Raw genomic sequence first — 14224 nt, 5'->3', positions numbered from 1 at the left:
CCGATCTCACCGGAGGACTCATGCTCGACATCGTCCCGCCGCAGCAGGGCCACACCGTCTTCGAGGCGATGGAATCGCGGGTGCGCCTCTATTCGCGGAGCTTTCCCACCGTCTTCAGCCGGGCCAGGGGGGCCGAGCTCGTCACCGAGGACGGGCGGGTGTTCCTGGACTTCCTGTGCGGGGCGGGGGCGCTCAACTACGGGCACAACCACGACCACATCAAGCGCCGCCTGCTCGACTACCTGACCGACGACGGCGTCGTGCACGGGCTCGACCTGTTCACCACGGCGAAGCGGGACTTCCTCGAGCGGTTCCGGGAGGTCGTCATGCGCCCGCGCGGCCTCGACCACCATGTGCAGTTCACCGGGCCGACCGGCGCCAACGCCGTGGAGGCCGCGCTCAAGCTGGCGCGCAAGGCCACCGGCAGGCCCGGCGTGGTGGCGTTCGGCGGGGCCTTCCACGGCATGTCGCAGGGCGCGCTGTCGGTGAGCGGCGCCCTCGCCGCGCGCCGCTCGGCCGGGGTCTCCCCGCAGGATGTGACGTTCGTGCCCTACGAGGACGGCCCGGCAGGCCCGTTCGACTCGATCGGCTACCTCCGCAGGGTCCTGGACGACCCCGGCTCCGGGGTCGGCCTGCCCGCCGCGGTCATCGTCGAGCCCGTCCAGATGGACGGCGGCGTCTATCTCGCCTCCGGCCCCTGGCTCAGGGCGCTGCGCGATCTCACGGAGCGCCGCGGGATCCTGCTGATCCTGGACGAGATCCAGACCGCCTGCGGGCGCACGGGCAGCTTCTTCTGCTTCGAACAGGCCGGCATCACGCCGGACCTGGTGACGGTCTCCAAGTCGCTCAGCGGGTACGGCCTGCCGCTGTCGATCCTGCTGATGCGGCCGGAGATCGACGTGTGGGAGCCGGGCGAGCACACGGGCACCTTCCGCGGGAACCAGCTCGCCCTCATCGGGGCCACCGCCGCTCTCGACCTGTGGGAGAGCGCCGAGTTCCAGGCCGGCCTGCGGGCCCTTGCGGCCAGGCTGGCCGAGTTCGGAGCCGAGACGGCCCGCGCCGAGCCCGGAGTGCGGGTCCGGGTCAGGGGGGCCGTGCTCGCCGTCGACCTCTCCGAGGCCGGGGGCGGCCCGCGCGCGCGGGAGGTCCAGCGTCACTGTTACGACGGCGGCCTCGTCCTGGAGCGGTGCGGACGGGAGGAGTCCGTCATCAAGGTGATGCCGCCGCTCACCATCGACTCCTCCCGCCTGTCGGCCGGCCTGGCGATCCTGCGGCAGGCCGTCGACGCCACCGCCAAGGCGGCCTCCTGACCTCCCGCGCGGCGGCGCGGTATCGTCTCCGGGTGCCGCCTCCCCGACTCGCCGCCGCTGCCGCCGCCGTGGCGACCGTCGCCTTGGGGCTGGGGATCCGGGCGGCGTTCGAGGGGCCGGTGGCCAAGTACACGGGGGACCTGCTCTACACGGTTCTCGTCTATGCCCTGATCATCGTGGTGGCGCCGCGAACACGTCCGGTCACGGCCGCGGCAGTCGCGCTCGGTATCAGCTGGCTCGTCGAGTTCGCCCAGCTCACGCCGATCCCGGCGGAGCTGTCCGCGCGGAGCACGGTGGCCCGGCTGGTGCTCGGATCGACCTTCAACGCGCCTGACCTGTTCTGGTACGCCGTGGGGGCCTGCCTGGGGTGGGCCCTACACCGCGCGGCTTCGCCGTACTTCAGAACGGGACGCCGCAGCGGAGACTGACATTGGCGTACGGCCGTGCCTCGCCGGTGCGGGCGATCAGCCTACGGAGTGGCTCCGCCGCTTGAGACGCTCGTGGGGGACGTAGGCCAGGTCTCCGAGGCGGTCCCTGAGCTTCCGCACGGTCGCCGCGCCGCCCCTGACCGCGAAGCCGACGGCCGGGCTCGGCAGGCGGGCGGTGCGCGCCATCGGCGACGACCTGGCCGACGTGATCGCCGTGATCGGCGGGTTGACGTGGGCGAACCACGGCACGTCGTCGAACGAGGCCAGGGCGATGTCGTCAGGGATCCGGAACCCCCGCTTCCGGATCTCATCGAGCGCGCCCAGGGCCATCAGGTTGTCACTCAGGAAGGTCGCTTCCGGCGGAACGTCCGACGCCGGCCGGACGGTCACCGCGCGACGGAAAAGGGTCTTCTGCGGCGTACGGCGGGACCTTCGGCGGGCCCTTCCCGAGCGAGGGCCCGGCATGCTGGAAGCACGATCAGAGAAGGGATCAGCGTGATGGCCGTCACCAGGGAAGAAGTGCGGGTTCACGGGACCGAACTCGCCGACAGGATCAAGCAGCTCATCCACGAGGGCAATGTCCGCCGGATCATCGTCAAGAACTCCCACGGGCACACCGTGATGGAGATCCCTGTGACCGTGGGGGTGGTCGCGTTCATCGCGGCGCCCGTCGCCACCGCAGCGGCCGCCCTTGCCGCCCTTGCCGCGGAGTGGTCGATCCAGGTCGAGCGCGAAGAGCCGCAGGCCGGCCCTGCGGCACTGGACGGCATCGAGGTGCTGCGCGGCGCCGAAGAGGTGCCCACGGCCGCAGAAGTGGCCGGCGCTGGAGAGGTGGCCAGTGCTGGAGAGGTGCCCGGCGCTGAAGCGGTGCGGCCCGAAGCGCTGCCCAGCGCCGAAGACGGGCAGCAGGCTCCTCCGGCCGGATGACTCCTGTGACAGCGGTGACCGGTCTCCGCCGAGCCGCACTTATGCCCGCGTCCCGGCCGGTGCCGCCGTCTGCCCCGCCGTTCGTTGTCACCCGTCTCATGGAGGTCGGGCGAGAACCAGAGGAGAGACCAATGAATATCGAGACTCTGACCGCGGCCGACGTCATGACGCGGGTGATCGTCACCGTGAAGCCGGACGAGTCGCCTCTCATGGCCTGGGAGCTCATGCGGCGGGGAGGCGTCCATCACCTCCCGGTGGTCGACGACAAGTCCCGCGTGCTCGGTGTCCTGAGGCGCGAGGACGTCGCCGTGCACTGGTCGGGCGGGCCCGCCGATCAGTCCAGCGGAGAGGTCCAGAAGCTGCTGGGCGGGCGGAGATGCCCGCATGTGGCCGCTGACATGCCGGTCGCCGGCATCGCCGCCGTGATGATCGACTCCGATGTCGACGTGGTCCCGGTCATCGGCCCTTCCAAGATGCTGCAAGGCCTCGTCACTGCCACCGATGTGCTTCGCGCGGTGGCCGGGCGTTGCACGCCGTCGACCGGGGACACCGAGGTGACGACGGGGCTCTTCCGGCTGGAGCCGGTCCTCCCGCCGAAGCCTTTCCGCCCCTTCGACGACGTCTGAGCAGGCACCCGTCGCAGACGCCGCATGCCCATCGCGCGACCGTGCAGGAAAGCGGTACGTGCTCCGGCCGCGTAGGCATCGCGCAGGGCGGCGGTCGTCGCCGCCCCGCCGTACCCACGCCGCCGGTGCAGCGGAGAGACAGCGATGTTGAACGCCGAAGGAAGTGGCCACCGGTACGCCATCGTGCTCGGCCACGTATCCCCGCATGGAGGTGTGGCCGATGACGGCAGGAGCGCTGAAGGCCGCGAAGCTCTCCGGTGGGTCTTCGAATCCAGTGGCCGGGACCACTGCCGGCAGATCGGCACCGGCCCCCTAGCGAAGCGCGGAGGAGGCTGGGGCGTTTATCCCCCGAGAAGGCCGGCACCCGCGTTGACGGTCGCGTTCAGATCCAGGAACGCACCCAGGCCCAGCGTGGGGACGGCACAGTCTGTCGGGGTGGGGGCGGCGGCAGGAGTCGCGCTCGCCGTCGGCGTGGGGGCGGCGACGGCGGGTGTCGCACTCGCCACCGGTGCGGGAGCATCGACCTTCTGCGGGGTGCTCGCCGTCTGCTGCGCGGGCTTGTCCGCCGTCACGACCGTGACCTTCTGGGTGATGTTGCACACCCTGGTGTGCCTGCACAGAGCGTTCTGCACGGTGGTCGCGCCGTCCTCGGAAGTGGTCGACGTGTGCTGATAGCCGTGATTGTCGGTGGCGCCCCCACCGACGTACGTCGCGCGGTCACGTGCGCCCTTTCCGCCAGGAGCGGGATCCCGGTCAGCCGTGTGAACGAGGCTCGATTCTTTCCGGTGCTTCTGGGGGCGCTCCGCGGCGCTTGCCGCGGACGGTGTGACGGCCCCGAAGAACGCGGCCGAAGCGGAAGCGCCGACGAGAAGGCACACGGCCAGGTTCTTTCCGCTGACCGTTCTGCCGTCATGCTGACAAATCATTCTCTGCCGCCCCCTGCTGGATCGATCTCCGGGCAGAAGGTCCCCCTATCTGGACCCCTTTGTCAGGATAGTGTCCATCAGGGTGGCGATCGGGTTCACGGTCGGCGTGGCGCACGTCATTACCACATCATTGCCGTGGGTGTCGATTAAGAGCGCCAATTCCACGATAATTCAGGCAAATCGGTGCGGCGGCTGTTTGTCGCCTTTTCGGTAGTCAGCGTCAGTTGAGAGTATCCGCCCGCATGTTCTGGGAGACCCCGCAACATGCTTGTCCTTGCAGACGCCTGACTGCGTGCTCGTGTTCTGGCTGGCGCTGTTGACGTGCCACATGCCCTCGACGACGGTGGCGCTGTCCACGATGTTGACCGGCGCGTAGCTCCCGATCTTCTTGTTGTTGTTCAGCACCAGAACGTTGTGGCCGTGGCCGTCGCGGTGACCATGGTGCCCCTGGCGCACGGCCGTCCACTGGATCCCGGTCGCGTTCGCGCTCGACGGGTGTGCGATCATCCCGGACAGGGCGATCGGGAGCATGGTCAGTGCCAGCCGGCGCATGGTGACGACCACACCGGCCCGCGTGCCCTCCTCACGTTGACGAAACATTGGGTCGCGCACCTGCTCTTGGCCTTCTGTTAGTTGTTGTTGGCCTTCGCCCACATGTTCTGGGAGATCTTGCAGATGCGCTTCTTCTTGCAGGAAGCCGACTGCGTGCTCGTGTTCTGGCTGACGCTGTTCACGTGCTGGGTGCCCTTGATGATGGTGGGGCTGTCCACGATGTTCGACGGCGCGTAGTTTCCAATCTTCTTGTTATTGTTTCCCTTCAAGACGTTATGTCCGTGGTCGCCACCGTGACCCGCGCGCACCCACGATCCCGGGTGAATGACCGCCGCGTTCGCGCTTGACGGAAGCGACGCGATCGCCCCCGACATGACGATCGCGAGCGTGGTCAGTGCCAGCCGGCGCATGGTGGCGACCGTACTGACGTGCGGATTCTCCGCACAGTGACGAAACATTTGGTTGCGCACCCGCCCTTCGGCTCATTTGGTGGCGGCACTTCTGTTTGTTGACATAACCGACGTCAGCCTCCATACCCCGTGATCGGGCGTGGCTCCCATTCCCGGCCATCTGCGGCGAAGACGATTACCGGCACTTTGTCATCGCGCCGCCGACGTGGGGGCGAGCACGCTTTGCACCGCCCGGCCGGCCGATCGGCGGGAAAGTTCCGGCCGAAAGTCCCCCGGCAGTCAGGACCTTCACCGCTGACCAGGCAAGACGGCCACCGGGCACGCTGGTGTTGAGGCAGACAGGAGGGTCGTCATGGCGACGCAGGTGAAGGATGTCATGGGGAAGGTGGCCATCGCGGCCCGGATGGACGCGTCGTTCGCCGACCTCGTCGACATCATGCGGCGGTTCAAGGTGGGCGCGGTCACCGTGATCGACGCCGACCGGCGGCCGGTGGGAGTGGTGTCCGAGGACGACATGCTCCTCAGGGAGACCGACGCGGGCAGGCGCATCTTCGAGAGCCGGAGGAAGCGGGAGGAGCACCGCAAGGCGGCGGGCACTACCGCAGGCGAGATCATGACCACTCCCGCGATCACCGTGACCGGGGCCACCCCGGTGAGTGACGCGGCCAGGCTCATGCACCGGAACAGGATCAAGCAGCTCCCCGTGATCGACCCCGCGACGGGCCGCATCATCGGGTCCGTCCATCAGGGCGACCTGCTGAGGGTCTTCACGCGGCCCGCGACGGACATCCGGGACGAGATCGAGGAGACCGCCGAGCGGTTCGGCGTCGACATGGCCCAGCTCCGGGTCGCCGTCGAGGAGGGCGTGGTCACGCTCCGGGGCCGGGTCCCGCGGCGTTCGCAGGTCAGGCCGTTCCTCCATGCCGTCCGGGGCGTCGACGGCGTCGTCGAGGTCGAGGCGGATCTGGGCTTCGTGGTCGACGACCTGCTCGTTCCGCCGCCGCTGCTGTGAGCCGTACACGGGGGCCCGGACGGGCGACGCCGGTCACGGTCATGGACGGCCTGGAACCCCCTACGGAGCTGGAACCCCCTACGGAGCTGGAATCCCTACAGAGCTGGAATCGCGACGGAGAGGGAAGACGATGAACACTCGCGTATCCGGAGCGGTCGCCGGCGCGGTGCACGCCGCAGTCGAGGCCGCCGTCTTGGCGCCCTCGCTGCACAACACCCAGCCCTGGTCCTTCGCCGTGTCCGGCGACGAGATCGCCCTGCGCGCGGATCCGGACAGGAGACTGCACGTCGCCGATCCCGAGGGGCGGCAGATGCTGATCAGCTGTGGCGCGGCCCTCTTCAACGTACGGCTCACGCTGAGCGCGCTCGGATACGAGCCCCAGGTGCGGGTGCTGCCGGACGCCGACCGCCCGCTGCTGCTCGCCACCATCCGGCCGGGAGCGCGAGTGGAGCCCGACGAGCACACCCGGCTGCTGCACGCCGAGATCGAACGCCGACGCACCCATCGCGCGGGCTTCACCGGACTGCCCGTGCCGGAGCATGTGATCGAGGCGCTTACCGCCCAGGCCGGCTCCGAGCGGGCCGATCTCGTGACGGTCGAGTCCGAGGCCGGCGTGCGCGTGCTCGCGGCGCTCACCAACGCGGCGCAGGACGTCCAGTCCCAGGACCGCGCGTTCACCCTGGAGGTGATGCGCTGGAGCAGGCCTCCCGGCAGTGCCCGGCGCGACGGCGTGCCGGCCCGCAGCTACCCGGCCGCCCCGAGGCGCACCTCCCCGCAGCACTTCGCGCAGCGGGACTACGCCCGGGGCCAGGCGTGGGGCAGCCAGGCCGACGACCTGCCGGTGTCCACCGCCACGGGCCTCGTCGCCGTGCTCACCACGCTCGGCGACTGCCGCGAGGACTGGCTGGCGGCGGGCCAGGCGCTGCAGCGCGTCCTCCTCCACGCCTCCGCGTACGGCTTGAGCGCGGCCTTCCACACCCAGGCGCTGGAGATGCACGACCTGCGGGAGTTCATCAGGCGGCACCTGTGCGCGGGCGCATACCCGCAGATGATCATGAGGCTGGGCTTCGCCCTCGACGAGTCCGGCAGTGTCCGCCGCGCGTCTTCCGACGTGCTGGAGGAGAGCTGACCACGGCGTGCTGGAGGACGCCCCCGATCTCACCGGGTTGAGGTCGCGGCTCCGTCACGACTACGGGAAATTCGCATGGCGTCGTCCGGGTTGCTGGAACGCTTGTGTTTGTGCGGAAACGTCGTGCGTTCTGGCAGCCGTCCGGCGCGCTGCTCGCGATCGTCTCCATCGCGATCGGAGTGGTCAGTGGGTACTTCCCCAATCTGATCCCGTTGCAGGGCGGAGCGTTGCCGTGGGTGAGCGGAGCCTTCGTCGTTCTCAGCGTGATCGCCCTTTGGGGCGCCCGCGGCGGGAGCCGTACCAACGGACCGATCACGCCGGATCAGCGGGCCGCGAAGCGGGAGACGCTGGCCGGGCTGGTGGCCCGGCAGTGGCGTGAGGAACTGGCGATCCGCCGGCTCGACAAGCCGCATCCGATGCCCGTGGGCTGGCGGCTGACCGCTGACGAGCGGGTCATGGACCATCGGGAGAACGTCTCCCGCGATCTCCTGGGACCGGTGTGGGAAGGGTCCGCGGACCACGTCAAGGGGCTCGCCGCGCAGTTCCTCGATCTGCCCCGCCGGCGGTTGGTGATCTGCGGTGATTCGGGGATGGGCAAGACCACGCTGGCCGTCCAGTTGATTCTGGAACTCATCGATTCTCGCGCCGCCGACGATCCGGTGCCTGTGCTGCTGCCGGTGGCGGGCTGGGACACGGAGAGGTTCGAGCGCTTCCAGGACTGGGTGGCCGACCGGCTGAGCGACGACTACCGCTCGGTGCTGACGCGCCGGGAGGCCGCCGACCTCGTGGCAGACGGCGACATTCTGCCTGTCCTCGACGGCATGGACGAGGTGTCGCCGAGTGTCCTCGAGGCGATGCTGCTCGCCCTGAACAAATTCATGACGGCCGTGGACGGTCTGATCGTCACCAGCCGCTCCGGGGAGTACGCCGAGGCGGTGCTCGCCTCTGAGGCGCTGACCGCCGCGGCCGTCGTCGAGCCCGACCCGCTGCCGCCCGGAGCGGCCGCCGAGTATCTGGCGCGATCGATCTCTCCCGCCGACGTCCCTCGCTGGAGCCGCGTCCTGGCTCACCTGCGCCTCGCCAAACCGGACACGCGGAGCCCGCTCACCACGATCGCGGCCACGCCGTTCGGCCTGTGGCTCCTCCGCAGGGCGCACAGCGGCAAGGACGCCGACATCGACGCCGTCCTCAAGCACCGCACGGTCGAGGAGCTCCGCACCCACCTGTTCGACGCGCTGCCGGCCGCGCTGATCGCCGACCGGCGGCCGACCAGAGGCCCCATGATGCCGTTCCGTCCCCGCCACCGATGGGACCCCGTACGGCTCACCGAGATGTTGGGACGTCTCGCGTCGATCATGGAGGATGCCGCCGCGCGGGACGGCACGCGCGGCCGCGACCTCGCCTGGTGGCAGCTCGCACGGCACACGATCCCGTCGTGGACGGTGGGCGAAGTGGCGGCGCTCGCGGTATCCCTGATCGGCGAAGGCGTGTCGCGGCTCGTCGCGGTCATGGAGGGGGCGTCCGGAGAGGCCGCCGAGAACCTCCGCATCGTCGGCGCCTCCATGGTGGCCCTGGCGGCCGTTACGATGGCGGCCGCGCGCAGGTGGCCCGAGAACGCCCCAGGGTTCGCCGCCCTGGCCGTCCGCGGGCGTCTGGGCAATCTCGGCGCCGAGGTCGCGCGCGGGTTCGTCTCCTTTCCTTCCGTCCTGGTCAGCACCTGGCTGGTCCTGATCTCCGGTCTCGGCGTGGGCCAACGCACCGATCCCGGTACGGGGCTGATCGTGGCGCTGCTCAGCGGGACGATGTTCTGGCTCGTAGCGAGCCTGGTCTTCTGGGCCGAGACGCCCAACCCCGCGACCCGGGCCAGCACTCCGCTTACGTCACTGCGCGACGACCGCAGGCTCAACGTATTGCGTGTGTTCATGACCGGCATGCTGCCGGGCCTCGTCCTCGGCCTCGTGGTGGCGCGCATCACGGACCCGTCCTGGGGACTCACCCTTGGGATGCTCGCGGCGGTCGGCGGAAGCTGCTTTCTCGGCAACCATCACGCCTGGTTCGCCTACCAGGTCGCAGCAATCGGCCTTGGGTTGGTCCGCCGCGAACTGCCGTGGCGTCTCATGCCTTTCCTCGACGACTGCCACCGGCTGGGCCTGCTCCGCGCCGTCGGGCCGGTCTACCAGTTCCGCCACGCCGACCTCCATGACCACTTCGCCGGCCGTGCCGGGAGTGGCACCGCGACGTAGGAGGCGCCTGGACGCGCGGTCGCCGGTCAGCGGAGGCGGCGGCGGAACGGGGACGGGCCCGGTGAGGCGGGCGCGAGCCGTACGCGGACGTCCACGGCGACCGCGGCGGACGGCGTGACGACGACGGGGTTGAGGTCGAGCTCGGCGACCTCCGGCAGGTCGTCCATGAGACGGCCCACCCGGACGATCTGGTCTTCCAGCTCGCCGGCGTTCATCCGCGGCCCTCCCCGGTAGCCGGTCAGGAGGGGAGCGGACCGGAGCTCCGCGAGCATCTCCGCGGCTTCCGCGCGGCTGATGGGCGGCACCCGGAAGGCCCGGTCGGCGACGAGGTCCGCGACGACCCCGCCGAGCCCGGCCATCATCAGCGGCCCGAACGCCTCGTGCGCGACGCCGCCGACGATCATCTCGACCCCGGCGGCGGGCTCGTGGCCGCTCAGGGGCTCCGCCACGTGGACGCCGTAGCACGAGAGCAGCGAGATCGCGGTGCGGGTGTCGAGCACGCGCCCCTCCGGGTGGGCGGCGAGGTCCCGTTCGACGAGCTCACGGGCTGCGCGCACGTCCACACCCGTCACCTCCTCGGGAGGGGCCACTGGTCGCTCCCGCCAGGACGCGTGGCCGGCGGCCCGGCTCAGGGCGTGTACGGCCTGCTCGGGAAAGGCGTAACTGGGCACCGCCCCACCGATGAGGCCGTCGTGTCCCGCGACGCAGGCGAGGACGGTCGTGGGGGAGCCCGCCGCGGCGGCCCCGATTGCCTCCCGGGTCGCGTCGAGCCCGGACCCGAACGGGGGCGTGTAGACGACGAGAACGGCGTCGACGCCCGGATCGGCGAGGACCGTCTCGATCGCGGACGCGAACCGCGCGGCGTCGCCCTCGGCGGTGAGGTCCACCGGATTCCGTACGGCGGCGGCCGTGTGGAGCCGGGACCGGAGGGCCCGCCGGGTGCCGGGGGAGAGCTCCGGGACGACGAGGCCGCGCCGCTCGCAGGCGTCGGCGGTGATGGCCCCCAGGCCGCCCGAGTTGCCCACGATCGCGACCCGGCGGCCGCGGGGCAACGGCTGGAAGGCGAGCAACCGGGCGGTGTCGAGCAGGTCCCGCACGCTGTCCTCCCGGATGACGCCCGACGCCCGCAGCAGGGTGTCCACGGCCACGTCCGGAGTCGCCGCCGCGGCGGTGTGGGACCGTACGGCGCGATCCCCCGAGGGACTGCGCCCGCTCTTCACCACGATGACCGGTTTGCGGGCGCTGATCCTGCGGGCGATGCGGCCGAACCGGCGCGGATTGCCGAACGACTCCAGATACAGCCCGATGACAGCGGTATCCGGGTCGTCCTCCCAGTATTCGAGCAGGTCGTTGCCGCTGACGTCGGCCTTGTTGCCGACCGAGGCGAACGACGAGACGCCCAGCCCCAGCTCGGCGGCCCGGTCGAGCAGGGCGACGGCGAGGGTTCCCGACTGTGACATGAGGCCCAGGGGGCCCGGGGACATGAGGCCCAGTGGGCCCCGGGACATCAGGCCGGGGGAATCGCGGTCCGGCCGGCTGGGGAGGAAGCTCGCGTTGAGCGACGCCCCGGTGTTGACGACGCCCAGGCAGTTGGGCCCGACAAGGCGCATGCCGGCGTCCCGGCAGATCCTCAGCAGCTCCTTCTCCTTCCGCTCCGCGCCGTCGTCTCCGGTCTCGGCGAACCCCGCGGTGAGGACCACCAGGCCGCGCACACCGTGGCGGGCGCAGTCCCTGGCGACGTCGAGGACCGTGGCGGCCGGAGAGGCGACAACGGCGAGCTCCGCGCGGCCGGGCAGGGCCGCGAGATCGGGGTACGCCGGCAGGCCGCACACCTCCACAGCGTGGGGATTGACGGGGTAGACGGGCCCGGGGAAGCCGCCGCCGACCAGGTTGCGCAGAACGCGATGCCCCACTTTCGCGGGGTCTCGGCTCGCCCCGAAGACGGCGACCGATCGAGGGTTGAGCACGTGGGCGAGCGAGTTGCGCTCCGCCTCGTGTTCCCGCGTTTCGATCTCCTTGAGGAGGTGGGCGGTCGGCTGGGGCGCGATGCGTATCTCCACCTCACCCGAGTCGTACCGCCGTCTGACCGGCAGGCCGAGGTCCTCGATGACCCGTAGCATCGGCCGGTTGTCGGCCAGCACGGTCGCGAGGAGCTCCTGGACGCCGTTGGCGGCGGCGTCAATGGCGATGTACTCCAGCAGAAGGGTGCCGAGCCCCAGGCCGTGCACCGCGTCGTCGAGCAGGATCCCAACGTCCGCCGAAGGCCGTTGACGGTCCGGGATGTATTCGGCCACGCCGGCCAGCGTCCCGCCGATCAGCGCGACCAGGGCGTGGCCCGGATAGCCCGGCTCGGTCAGGCGGTCCATGTACGCGTGGGCGGTGGCGGTGCCTCCGGCGAAGAACCGCAGGTAGGCCGACCGTTCCGACGACCTGGCGACGAGCGCGTGCAGGGCCTCGCGGTCGGAGGAGCGCAGGGGCCGGATGCGCGCGATGCCACCGTCACGCAGCAGGACGTCGTATTCCTCGGCGGCGCATGAAGCCATGACCCGAGCGTTCCCCTCCGGTCTCGCCCTATCCAGAGTCCTTGTCCCCAACTGGGTAGAGTCGCTCGTCCCGGCGTCACGTCCCCCGGGCCGGGTGGGCACGGAAGGGGCCGGAATGCGAAACTCCCGCTATGAGCGAGAACGAGCCCCGTCCGCTGATCCCGCAGATGCGCCTCGACGACCTGCTGTCGGAGCTGCAGACGCGGTTGGAAGCGGTGCTGGCCACCCGTGACCGCGTGCACGCGCTGCTGGAGGCGGTCGTCTCGGTCGGCAGCGACCTCGACCTGGAGACCGTGCTCCGCCGGATCGTCGAGACCGCGACCACTCTGGTCGACGCCAGCTACGGCGCCATGGGGCTGATCGGGGAGGAGAACACGCTCGTCCAGTTCGTCCCCGTGGGGCTGACCGAGGAGGAGATCGCCAAGATCGAGCACTGGCCGCACGGCCTCGGCCTGCTCGGGCTGCTCATCAAGGAACCCCAGACGCTGCGGCTCGCCCACATCTCCCAGCATCCCGAGTCGTACGGCTTCCCGCCCGGCCACCCGCCCATGGGGAGCTTCCTCGGCGTCCCGGTCCGGGTCAGGGACGAGGTGTTCGGCAACCTTTACCTCACGGAGAAGCGCGGGGGAGGGGAGTTCGACGAGGAGGACGAGGCGATCGTCGTCGCCCTGGCCACCGCGGCCGGCGTTGCCATCGAGAACGCCCGGCTGTACGAGGACACCCGGCGCCGCGAGACCTGGCTTCAGGCGTCGTCGGACATCACCACACGCCTGCTGTCCGGAGCGGAGCCGTTCGAGGTGCTCACGCTGATGGCGCGGCGGGCCCGGGAGATGGTCGACGCCGATGTCCTGGCGATCCTGCTTCCCGGTGACTCTGCTAAACCCGGTGAGCCCGGCGAGACCCTCCGGGTCGTGATCGAGGACGGTCAGGGGGACGAGCGCCTCTTCAGTGGCGAGGTGCCCGTCGCCGACTCGCTCACGGGCCGGGCCTTCCTGAGCGGCGAACCGCTCATGGTCAACGACCCCGCCGACATTGACGTCCTGCCGGAGTTCGCGGAGCACTTCCCCGTGGGGCCCCTGGCGGCCGTGCCGCTCGGTGCGGCGGGAGCCGTACGCGGCGTGTTTTCACTGGCGAAGCGCTCGGGCCGCCTCCCGTTCAGCAACTCGGAGCTTCGCACCCTGCACGCGTTCGCCGGGCAGGCCGCGGTCGCGCTGGAGCTGGCCGAGACCCGCAAGGACGCGGAGCGGCTGGGCCTGCTGGAGGACCGTGACCGCATCGCCAAGGACCTGCACGACGTCGTCATCCAGCGGCTCTTCGCCGTGGCCATGACCCTCATGAGTGTGGTCCGCCTCGTGGAGCGGCCGGAGGCCTCGTCGAGGCTGCAGAGCGCGATCGACGAGCTGGACGGCACCATCCGGCAGATCCGCTCGACCATCTTCGCCCTCCAGGCGCCGCGGGAGGCCAGCTCGCCCAGCCTGCGCGCCCAGCTGGTCGACCTGGTGGAGGGCGCCCGGGGGCACCTGGGATTCATGCCGGGGCTCAGCATGGAGGGCCAGCTCGACAACGAGGTCTCCCAGGAGACCGCCGAGCAACTGCTGGCCGTACTCCGCGAAGCCATGTCGAACCTGGTCCGCCATGCCAAGGCGTCGCGGGCCGATGTGACGGCGCGCATAGAGGACGGGTGGCTCACCCTGATTGTGGCGGACAACGGGGTCGGGATTCCGGAGAAGGGACGGCGCAGCGGCCTGCGCAACCTCGAAGAGCGCGCGGAGAGGCTCGGCGGCTCCTTCGAGCTCACCTCTCCCGAGTCCGGGGGCACCTGGCTGCGGTGGAGCGTGCCGCTCCGCTGACCGTTCCCGCTGTCCTCTCCCCTCCTTTCACGCTGCCTTTTCTAGCGGGCCGCCGGGCGGATCCCGCCGAGCACCTTGTGACCCGCCCGCCGGGGACCAAGGTCCCTAGCCGACGAAGCGCATCAGGAGGAAGGCTCAGCTGCATGGATGAACTCAAGAGTGTCGACGCGTACTGGCGGGCTGCGAACTATCTGGCGGTCGGGCAGATCTATCTCATGGCTAACCCGCTGCTGGCCGAGCCGCTGGCGCCTGAGCACATCAAGCCGAG

General features: G+C 70.5%; 14 protein-coding genes. 9 read left to right on the top strand and 5 right to left on the bottom strand.

Annotation, left to right across the window (positions count from 1 at the left end):
• Window positions 1–20: 20 nt before the first annotated feature.
• Window positions 21–1310 carry a diaminobutyrate--2-oxoglutarate transaminase gene (locus ABH927_RS22855; protein ID WP_370024307.1) on the top strand — a complete coding sequence of 430 codons (1290 nt, stop codon included), beginning with the start codon at window positions 21–23 and terminating at the stop codon, window positions 1308–1310.
• 32 nt (window positions 1311–1342) lie between these two features.
• Window positions 1343–1738, top strand: coding sequence for a DUF2809 domain-containing protein (locus tag ABH927_RS22850; protein WP_370024306.1), 396 nt, complete (start codon window positions 1343–1345; stop codon window positions 1736–1738).
• Between the two features lie 36 nt (window positions 1739–1774).
• Here the strand turns inward: ABH927_RS22850 and ABH927_RS22845 are convergent, their stop codons facing one another.
• Entirely contained in the window at window positions 1775–2128 is a 354-nt protein-coding gene (locus ABH927_RS22845; protein ID WP_370024305.1) for a substrate-binding domain-containing protein, read from the bottom strand.
• Between the two features lie 108 nt (window positions 2129–2236).
• Between ABH927_RS22845 and ABH927_RS22840 the strand changes: the two genes are divergently transcribed.
• Both ABH927_RS22840 and ABH927_RS22835 read left to right on the top strand, forming a co-directional pair.
• The gene (locus tag ABH927_RS22840) at window positions 2237–2665 is read left to right on the top strand and encodes a DUF4342 domain-containing protein (RefSeq protein ID WP_370024304.1); all 429 of its coding nucleotides are present in this window, start codon (window positions 2237–2239) and stop codon (window positions 2663–2665) included.
• Between the two features lie 131 nt (window positions 2666–2796).
• Complete coding sequence (locus ABH927_RS22835) at window positions 2797–3291, top strand: HPP family protein (RefSeq protein ID WP_370024303.1); 495 nt, start codon at window positions 2797–2799, stop codon at window positions 3289–3291.
• Window positions 3292–3632: 341 nt separating this feature from the next.
• On the opposite strand, the gene ABH927_RS22830 is transcribed toward ABH927_RS22835, so the two are convergent.
• The 3 genes from ABH927_RS22830 to ABH927_RS22820 form a co-directional block, all read right to left on the bottom strand.
• The gene (locus tag ABH927_RS22830; RefSeq protein ID WP_370024302.1) at window positions 3633–4217 is read right to left on the bottom strand and encodes a hypothetical protein; all 585 of its coding nucleotides are present in this window, start codon (window positions 4215–4217) and stop codon (window positions 3633–3635) included.
• 171 nt (window positions 4218–4388) lie between these two features.
• Window positions 4389–4871 (bottom strand): hypothetical protein, encoded by a 483-nt coding sequence (locus ABH927_RS22825; RefSeq protein ID WP_370024301.1) that lies wholly within the window; start codon window positions 4869–4871, stop codon window positions 4389–4391.
• Complete coding sequence (locus ABH927_RS22820; RefSeq protein ID WP_370024300.1) at window positions 4847–5179, bottom strand: hypothetical protein; 333 nt, start codon at window positions 5177–5179, stop codon at window positions 4847–4849. Before ABH927_RS22820 ends, ABH927_RS22825 begins: the two co-directional genes overlap by 25 nt.
• Before the next feature lie 352 nt (window positions 5180–5531).
• Here ABH927_RS22820 and ABH927_RS22815 point away from each other — a divergent pair, with 352 nt between their 5' ends.
• The 3 genes from ABH927_RS22815 (at window position 5532) to ABH927_RS22805 (ending at window position 9563) form a co-directional block, all read left to right on the top strand.
• Window positions 5532–6191: a CBS domain-containing protein gene (locus tag ABH927_RS22815; RefSeq protein ID WP_370024299.1), complete on the top strand. Its 660-nt coding sequence runs from the start codon at window positions 5532–5534 to the stop codon at window positions 6189–6191.
• A gap of 130 nt (window positions 6192–6321) precedes the next feature.
• A complete protein-coding gene (locus ABH927_RS22810) occupies window positions 6322–7320 on the top strand; it encodes an Acg family FMN-binding oxidoreductase (protein WP_370024298.1) in 999 nt (332 codons plus the stop codon).
• Between the two features lie 110 nt (window positions 7321–7430).
• Window positions 7431–9563, top strand: a complete 2133-nt coding sequence (locus tag ABH927_RS22805; RefSeq protein WP_370024297.1) for an NACHT domain-containing NTPase — start codon at window positions 7431–7433, stop codon at window positions 9561–9563.
• A 26-nt stretch (window positions 9564–9589) separates the two neighbouring features.
• Here ABH927_RS22805 and ABH927_RS22800 read toward each other — a convergent pair whose 3' ends face one another.
• Window positions 9590–12106, bottom strand: a complete 2517-nt coding sequence (locus ABH927_RS22800) for a GNAT family N-acetyltransferase (protein ID WP_370024296.1) — start codon at window positions 12104–12106, stop codon at window positions 9590–9592.
• A gap of 131 nt (window positions 12107–12237) precedes the next feature.
• On the opposite strand from ABH927_RS22800, the gene ABH927_RS22795 reads away from it, so the two are divergent.
• Window positions 12238–13956: a GAF domain-containing protein gene (locus ABH927_RS22795; RefSeq protein WP_370024295.1), complete on the top strand. Its 1719-nt coding sequence runs from the start codon at window positions 12238–12240 to the stop codon at window positions 13954–13956.
• 143 nt (window positions 13957–14099) lie between these two features.
• On the top strand, window positions 14100–14224 hold a 125-nt coding region (locus ABH927_RS22790; RefSeq protein WP_370024540.1), incomplete at its 3' end, for a hypothetical protein.

The sequence above is a fragment of the Planotetraspora sp. GP83 genome (assembly GCF_041262585.1).
Lineage (GTDB): Bacteria > Actinomycetota > Actinomycetes > Streptosporangiales > Streptosporangiaceae > JAOEGB01.
Note: the sequence above shows the minus strand (reverse complement) of the source record. Positions and strands in the feature narration are given on the sequence as shown.

What these genes read in the sequence shown, in the direction of transcription:
- ABH927_RS22855 (WP_370024307.1), top strand. Translation starts at nt 21, where the DNA reads ATGCTCGACATCGTCCCGCCGCAGCAGGGCCACACCGTCTTCGAGGCG.
- ABH927_RS22840 (WP_370024304.1), top strand. Translation starts at nt 2,237, where the DNA reads ATGGCCGTCACCAGGGAAGAAGTGCGGGTTCACGGGACCGAACTCGCC.
- ABH927_RS22835 (WP_370024303.1), top strand. Translation starts at nt 2,797, where the DNA reads ATGAATATCGAGACTCTGACCGCGGCCGACGTCATGACGCGGGTGATC.
- ABH927_RS22830 (WP_370024302.1), bottom strand. Translation starts at nt 4,217, where the DNA reads ATGATTTGTCAGCATGACGGCAGAACGGTCAGCGGAAAGAACCTGGCC.
- ABH927_RS22820 (WP_370024300.1), bottom strand. Translation starts at nt 5,179, where the DNA reads ATGCGCCGGCTGGCACTGACCACGCTCGCGATCGTCATGTCGGGGGCG.
- ABH927_RS22815 (WP_370024299.1), top strand. Translation starts at nt 5,532, where the DNA reads ATGGCGACGCAGGTGAAGGATGTCATGGGGAAGGTGGCCATCGCGGCC.
- ABH927_RS22810 (WP_370024298.1), top strand. Translation starts at nt 6,322, where the DNA reads ATGAACACTCGCGTATCCGGAGCGGTCGCCGGCGCGGTGCACGCCGCA.
- ABH927_RS22800 (WP_370024296.1), bottom strand. Translation starts at nt 12,106, where the DNA reads ATGGCTTCATGCGCCGCCGAGGAATACGACGTCCTGCTGCGTGACGGT.
- ABH927_RS22795 (WP_370024295.1), top strand. Translation starts at nt 12,238, where the DNA reads ATGAGCGAGAACGAGCCCCGTCCGCTGATCCCGCAGATGCGCCTCGAC.